At 43.1% G+C, this 7,188-nt stretch carries 6 protein-coding genes; 1 reads left to right on the top strand and 5 read right to left on the bottom strand.

From position 1 onward, the window contains the following. Positions 1-6: 6 nt before the first annotated feature. The 5 genes from IM485_RS01880 to IM485_RS01900 form a co-directional block, all read right to left on the bottom strand. Positions 7-1,455 (bottom strand): family 10 glycosylhydrolase, encoded by a 1,449-nt coding sequence (locus IM485_RS01880; protein WP_287740871.1) that lies wholly within the window; start codon positions 1,453-1,455, stop codon positions 7-9. 18 nt (positions 1,456-1,473) lie between these two features. Continuing rightward, a complete protein-coding gene (locus IM485_RS01885; protein ID WP_287740874.1) occupies positions 1,474-2,364 on the bottom strand; it encodes a hypothetical protein in 891 nt (296 codons plus the stop codon). A gap of 191 nt (positions 2,365-2,555) precedes the next feature. Further along, positions 2,556-3,920: a DUF3370 domain-containing protein gene (locus IM485_RS01890; RefSeq protein ID WP_287660944.1), complete on the bottom strand. Its 1,365-nt coding sequence runs from the start codon at positions 3,918-3,920 to the stop codon at positions 2,556-2,558. Between the two features lie 247 nt (positions 3,921-4,167). Beyond that, positions 4,168-4,617 carry a YlqD family protein gene (locus IM485_RS01895; RefSeq protein WP_002782037.1) on the bottom strand — a complete coding sequence of 150 codons (450 nt, stop codon included), beginning with the start codon at positions 4,615-4,617 and terminating at the stop codon, positions 4,168-4,170. Between the two features lie 61 nt (positions 4,618-4,678). Then, on the bottom strand, positions 4,679-6,598 hold the full coding sequence (locus tag IM485_RS01900; protein ID WP_104397061.1) for a long-chain fatty acid--CoA ligase: 1,920 nt from the start codon (positions 6,596-6,598) through the stop codon (positions 4,679-4,681). Between the two features lie 290 nt (positions 6,599-6,888). On the opposite strand from IM485_RS01900, the gene IM485_RS01905 reads away from it, so the two are divergent. Beyond that, positions 6,889-7,188: Uma2 family endonuclease (locus tag IM485_RS01905; RefSeq protein ID WP_287740878.1), on the top strand; the 300-nt coding region annotated here is incomplete at its 3' end.

Below are 7,188 nucleotides of genomic sequence, written 5' to 3' on the forward strand. Positions count from 1 at the left end.
ACGCGGTTACATTTGACAAAATCTTCTGGCTCGATCGAATTGTGGTTCTTGCCAAGAAAAAGCAAAATGACTGATACTATCTATGGTGGGAAAAGCGATGCGAATCGCTTCCATTTGCACTTCTAAAGAGGGGCGATTGTTATAGGGTTGTCCCCATAAACCCGCTAAAGCTGGGATAACAGGAGTTTGATTTCCCCTGCTTGCCACTACTCTTTTGATCTGATTAACTACACAGGTAGTATCGTTACAATTAGCGTAGGACATGGGATGCCATTCTAGGGAAGCGGGAAAACTATCCCAAGCTTGTAAACGGGAATCAAAACCTTGATTACCCACAAGACGATTTCCATCGGGAAAAAACACTGCTCCGGCGGGAATTCCCTGACGTTCCACCAGGGCAGAAAAATAACTAACATAATCAATGACACCCTGGGCAGCATGGGCAACCGCTAGGAACCAAAGTTCTAATTTGAGGCGATCAAAACGACTTTTAACTGATTGTTTCATCTCCTCTTCTAAAGGTATTCTTCCTTGCCAAAGAGGGGCAGTTTCTTGGGGATAAAGGCGATCGGCTTCGACGATATCATCAGGGGAAATTTTGCCACGAGTCAGATAGCGATCAATTAAAAATTTGCCCTTATTATTCAATCCTCGATTAATTAAAGCTTGTCGAGATGCGGGACTAAAAATCCATAAATCTTTGACATCATCGGCAACGGAATCGACTCCTGTTCCTCTGGGATAGCGAATATAATCAAATAAAACTCCATCGGGACGACGTTGTAAAATGGCTTCTAGGAGAATTAAATAATCCTGTCGGGCTTGATTACTGTAGGGATCGACAAAAGTTTGGGATTGATCATCGACAAAAGAGGTGCTATCTTGTCCTTTACCATTGCGTGCTAACACCTCCTGTCGATAGGGTTTTAAGCTATAAGCATAGCCAAAATTGAGGCTAAATAACCAAGCATAAACCTTTAAACCGCGTTTATGTCCCTGTTCGATCGCCTGTGCTAATAAATCCACATTTCCAGCACTGGGATTTTTAATGACGCTATCCCAAACGGTGGGGTTATTGTTAGGAGGTAATAGGACTTGACCATCGGCAAAAACTTCCAGATAAACCGTATTATAACCTTTGGCCACGATGCGATCGAGGATACTTTCGATCGATCCTGGACGGGTATCACAGGAGTAGAGACGTAACCAGATCGCTTGTTCCTGTAACCAGTGTCGGGACCGACAAAAGCGCAATTGTTCAGCATATTTCTGTACTAAAATGTTATATTCTTGGGGCGAGGTTTGACGCAGATTTTCTTGTTGTTGGATTTCTGATTCGGACAGTTGACAATTATCATTGATAGCGAGGCTAGAGTTAATCCCTAGAGGACTACTCCAGAGGATTGTAGCGAGGAAACAAGATAGCGATCGCAGATAATTAACTTTCTTTAACATAGTTGTTCACAGCGTTTGCTATTTTTTATTGTTTTTATTTTCAGATAAATAGCCATTTTTCAGGAGAAAAGCTCTCAGAGCAGTGGGAAAGTCTGGATATTTTCCGATCACTGTATTTTCGCCATGGATATCGAGACCCCAATCGGAGTTTTTATCGTAATTAGTGAGAAGAAATTGCCAAGCTTCTTCGTATTCTCCTAGTAGAATTTTCTGTGCCACATAACCGGCCAAAATGCCATTAACTTCGGCTTTTTCTTTTTTAGCTAACTGAAAAGCTTTCAGCATTGCTGCTAAAGTTTTTCTTAATTCTTGAGGATATTTTCTGGTGACATCTGCTAATTTACCCTGTTGAAAAGTATAAATTCTCGAGGGAGGAAAAGAGGCGGCGTAGGAACTAAAAGCATATAAAAAAGCATTATCAACGGTGACAAATTCATAATTATTATCTCCATCTAAATCTTCAAAGGAACCACCACTACCATCTAAAAACCCCGTTTCTTGTCTAATAAATTTATCTTTTTGCCAAGTATAAATTACTAAAGATGTGCAGCAATGAGCGCCGCCGCTATAGGTGGAGACGATAATCTCATCGATGCCATTATTATCTAAATCTCTTAATTCGACATAGCCGGATCCAAAGGCACTATACCCGCTATTTTCCTGATAAATTTGCTCGTTATAAAAGATTTGATAAGAAACATTATTAATATCATAATTATCATCAACTCTCTCGTTTAGGTCGATGGGTTGATAGCTAACTTGTACCTTAATTTTCCCCGATTTAATCACTTGATTTCTTAGGGGTTGACCGGTATCAAAATCGAGTTTAGTCACGGCTAAACTCGCAGCTGCATTGCCCAAAAATTGAGATAATAAGCAGCAAATAAAGCAAGTTTTGCTAATATCCATCGGCTAATTCCCAGAGAGAGATTAATATCAGTGTAAGTAGCTGGTTATAATTAAATTAAAAATGGATTTTAGGTTCGATCCCCCCTTAGTCCCCCCTTAATAAGGGGGGCATCTGAAAGTTTTTAATACCCACCTACTTATCTTACTTATTTTTACCGACAATCAGCCGTTAACTTTTCGAGAAAAACTATCTATTCCAAAGTTTTAACGCTCAAAACTTGGGGGGGTGTGGCATCGGGGGGATAGAGAAAATCGAGATTAATGTCGCGTCTGGCTCCGGGGGGAAGTTCCACCTGTACTAAAGCTTCTCCCTGTTGTCCTTCCCGTTGAACGAGATGGAAAAAACGTTCCTCGGTGCGTCCCAGGGCGTTACGATAGGTAACGCGCACGGCCCCCCGGAAAAATACCGGTCCCTGGACGGGTTCAACAAATAGCAAGCGATCGAGATAATTGTCTTCTTTAATTGGAGTTTGAATACTCAAAGCCACCACCTGGGTTTTGCTAGTGTTGTTATATAGAGGTAAAGTCAGATAGTAGTGAACACCGTAGTTACCGTGAGCTTTGAAAGCCGTATCGGGATAACGCACCAACATGGGGGCGCTTTGAATTTGTCTGGTTCCAAAAGTAGCCGATGTCACCGTACTTAAAGGATAGGCAAAAGCTTGACCGGGTTGAGGAATGGTGAGATTAATTCCCCCTTTGGGATCGACAATGCGGGTTGCCCATTCCGAACCCACAGAAATTCCAGCCACGCGACCATAAAAATTTCTTCTTCCGGGAGACCATTGATCGGGGGGAGTGGGGGGAAAATCGCGAGGAGCGGCTAAATCACCTCTAACTAATAGGGTACGCCATTCCTCTAGGGTAGGGGGACGAAAGCTTTCTATTTCCCGATCTTCGATTTTGACTTTTTGGGGAACTTCGTAGAGGGCTAAATTGGCCATATAGACCGGTCCATCGCTGTAGAGACGGAGGAGAGTCGAGCGGGCGCTACTTCTGGGGATAACTAGATCGAAGATCATCCGACTTTGGCCGGGGGGAATGACGATCTGGGTGGGAAATTGGGTATCATGGCGACGACGCATGATATCGCTGGCTAAACGGGAACCAGGACCGGAAAAAACCCGGCCGTTGGGATCTTCCACCAGAGAGGGTAAATCGACAAAAGGGGCATCGGCGGAGGTAACGTAACTGACTCCTTGCAGGATGCGGATAACGAGGTTTCTGGAGGTGGGATTAGTAACGATCAGGCCCTGGTGTAGGTCGCGGATGGGATCGGTTTGACGGGCGATGTGGTGGGTGAAAACGTCAAAACGTCCTTGTAGGGGATGATTGAGATGGGCTATGGGATAACGTTTTCCTTTACCGGGGAAAGTAGAAAGGAGAATTCCCTCTTTTTCTACCACTTCGGGACTATTGCTATTAAAAACTAGAACGTCATTTAGTTGACCGGGCAACTGACGCACTTCCTGATATTGGGTGATTAATTTCCTCTCTATCTGGGGCAGAACCGAGGCGGACTGAGCTAAAAGAATAGTGGGTAAGAAAGAAAGCATAGAGATTCCATATTTATAGGATCTAATTCAGGGTGAGTCGATGGAGAGATGAAGTTATACAACAATATAGGCGAGTGTGTCCGGGCGATCGATAAAGAATCTTAATATATTTTTAAGGTCTGATCAAGTCTTGTCAGGGGTGATGTGAGCTAGGGGCGGTTTTCTGGGTGAGCAAGGGAGAATACCCCTTGCTATTGCCGATTTTAAGGGTTAAGTTGACAATGACCCGTAAATGCTCACCCTAGCTTTAAATTTCGCCGCGAATTTCTTCGACGATGCCATCTCTAAGGACGAGTTCCACATTCATTTTGGCCACTAAGTTATCGCCTTTTTCGACGCGGAAAAAGCTTTCTAGTTGTGCTTGGGCGACTTCTTGATTGAGTTCCAACAGTTGTACCTGTTGCAATTGTTGCAAATACTGGTTTTTTTGTTCGAGAAACTCACTTTTTTGTTGATTGACTTGGATTTGAATATTGTCAATCTGTTGGGCAGCCGCGGGGGGTAAGGGGATCAGACTCTGACGCTGAATTTCGGCGATCGCTCTTTGTCCTTGGCTTTCTAATTGTTGAATTTGTGCATCAATTTGCACCATTTGTGCTTGTAATTGCTGTTGTGCTTCTTCTTTCCAGCGCGGAGTCACGATGACTTTAATTGTCACCGGGCGCTTCAGTAATAAACTGGTTTGTGCGTCATCCATGATTTGCTTATCCTAAAAAGGTTTTTTTGTCAAGGGTTTAGGGAATATTTGCCAGAAATATTTACTTGGCAAACATCTCGTTAATCATATCGCGATAGCGTTGCGTTACTACCGGTCGTTTAATCTTTAAAGTTTGGGTCATCATGCCGTTTTCTAGGGAAAAAGGCTCTAAAATTAACTCAAAGGTTTTAATCTGGTCATCGGTACGATAACCGGGCCGATTTCTCACCTCGCGCTTTAATTCTTGTTGGTAGAGAGCTAAGACTTTTTTGCTGTAGAGATCGCTAGAAAGAATCGTTGAGCGATCGCTGTGAAGATCGGGTAAATTTAAGGATAGTTTCTGTTCTTGGGCCCAATTAGCCAGTATATCAAGATTAGGCACGATCAAAGCCCCCAAAGCTTTTTGATCCTGTCCCACTAGCATAATTTGGGAGATAAAGGGACTGCGTAAACAAGCATCTTCAATCGGTTGCGGTTCGATATTTTCACCATTGCTCAAAACAATTGTATCTTTGGCCCGTCCGGTTAAAACTAAATCCCCGGCAGCGGTTAACCAACCAATATCACCGCTATCAAACCAACCATCGGGAGAAATCGCTTTTTCGGTTGCTTCGGGTTTTTTATAGTATCCCTGCATCACCTGCGGACCACGAATCAAGACTAAACCGTGTTTTTCTGTGGGTAGGACTTCTTTGCTGTGTAAATCGACAATACAGATTTCTGTCTGAAAGACGGGACGACCGGCAGACCCGCGCAGGTTATGATCGATACGACGGACGGTAGCGACGGGAGAAGTTTCTGTCAGTCCATAACCAACTAAAATCGGGATTCCGGCAATCTCATAGAAAGTATCTAGATGTCTGGCTAAGGAGCCACCGCCACTAACCAAGATTTTAACTTTATTTCCCACTGCTTGGCGAATTTTGCCATAAACTAGCTTGTCACCGATGGCATGGAGGGGATAGAGTAAGAGGGATTGAATTCTTGCTTTTAGTCTTTCTCCGGGGGAAGCGTGAAGATGATCTAGACTGAGATTATCAGCGATACGTTTAGCAATAACGTAATTTTCCGACTTTTCTAGCAAAAATCGCACTAATTTCTGTTTTGTGGTCGATTGTTCGCTAAATTGCTTTTGGATACCCTCGTAAAGAGATTCCCAAAGACGGGGAACTCCCACCATTAATTGCGGACTAAATTCCTTTAAATCCTGCTTAAAAGTGCGAATACTGGTATAAATCTGGGTGCAACCTTGAGCTAGACTGAAATACTCACAACTGCGCTCGTAGGAGTGCCATGAAGGTAGTATACTTAAAACTCGATCGCCCGGATCCGGTTGAAAGATAGCATTTAAGTTGCGTACCTGATGCAGCAGATTGCCATGACTTAACATCACCCCTTTTGGTTGTCCCGTCGTTCCCGATGTGTAGATGAGGGTAGCCAGATCATTTTCGCTCTTGGTGATGGGTTTAAGGGTGTTCTCAGCCCCGATCGCCATTAGTTGCTTGAAATTTAAGGTCTGCACGGAAATCGCCCCAGTAGCGGGGTCTTCGTCGGTGAGCAGCACGATTAATTTTAGGGGCAATTCAGGGATTTTCGCCAGCAATTTGCCTAAAGTTTTGTTATTTTCGACAATCAGCGTCTGACTGTCACTATCAGCGAGAATATAGGCTAATTCCTCTGCATCTGCTTGAGCAGATCGTACCGCATTGGCGGCCCCGGCTGCCATGGAACCTTGGTCGGCAATAAACCACCGGGGACTATTATCGGCAAATAAAGCGACATTTTCGGTTTCTGTGACTCCTAATGCTTGTAAAGCGGCGGCAAATTGCTGAATTTGTTGATAAAGTTCCCGATAGGTGATAATTACTTCTGGTTTACTGTGGGGATCGTGCAGGGCGATAATATTGGGGAAACGCTGGGCAACTATTGACCAAACTTTGGGTAAAGATTGAATATTTGAATAGTCAATTAGGGTTGTCATAGCAGTAGTTATAGAGAGTTACAAGGGTAATAGCATATAGATTAACCATTCGAGGCTCTTTTTGCTGGTTCTCCTAGACACTATTTCAACAGGTATCTAGTCCTGCAAAGTTAATTTCCTAGTTGAGACTGGGAGAGAGGAGACTTTTCGGTTATCGGTGAAAGGTGAACGGTAATCAGGGAATGTACTGTTACTTAATACTGCTTACTGATTACGGAAAAGGCTAACGGCTTAGATGTATAATTAATTTTGCTTAGGTACTTAATTAGTTGTAACTAGCAGAAAAAACGATGATTGCTTTATCTAACTATAATAATCTCACTCCAGAAGAATATCTTCAGTTTGAAGAAACCAGTTCCATTAAACATGAATATATCGATGGACAAGTTTACTCCATGACAGGGACGACGGATACTCATAATATTGTTTCGGGGAATATATACACAATTATTCGTAATCATTTGCGGGGTTCCAATTGTCGGGTTTATTTTGCCGATGTGAAAGTCAGATTAGAGAAGCGCAATCACTTTTATTATCCTGATATTCTTGTCACCTGCGATGACAGAGATAGAGAAACCGCTACCTACAAA

It is taken from the genome of Microcystis sp. M169S2 (genome assembly GCF_020245865.1).
GTDB classification, from domain to species: domain Bacteria; phylum Cyanobacteriota; class Cyanobacteriia; order Cyanobacteriales; family Microcystaceae; genus Microcystis; species Microcystis ichthyoblabe_A.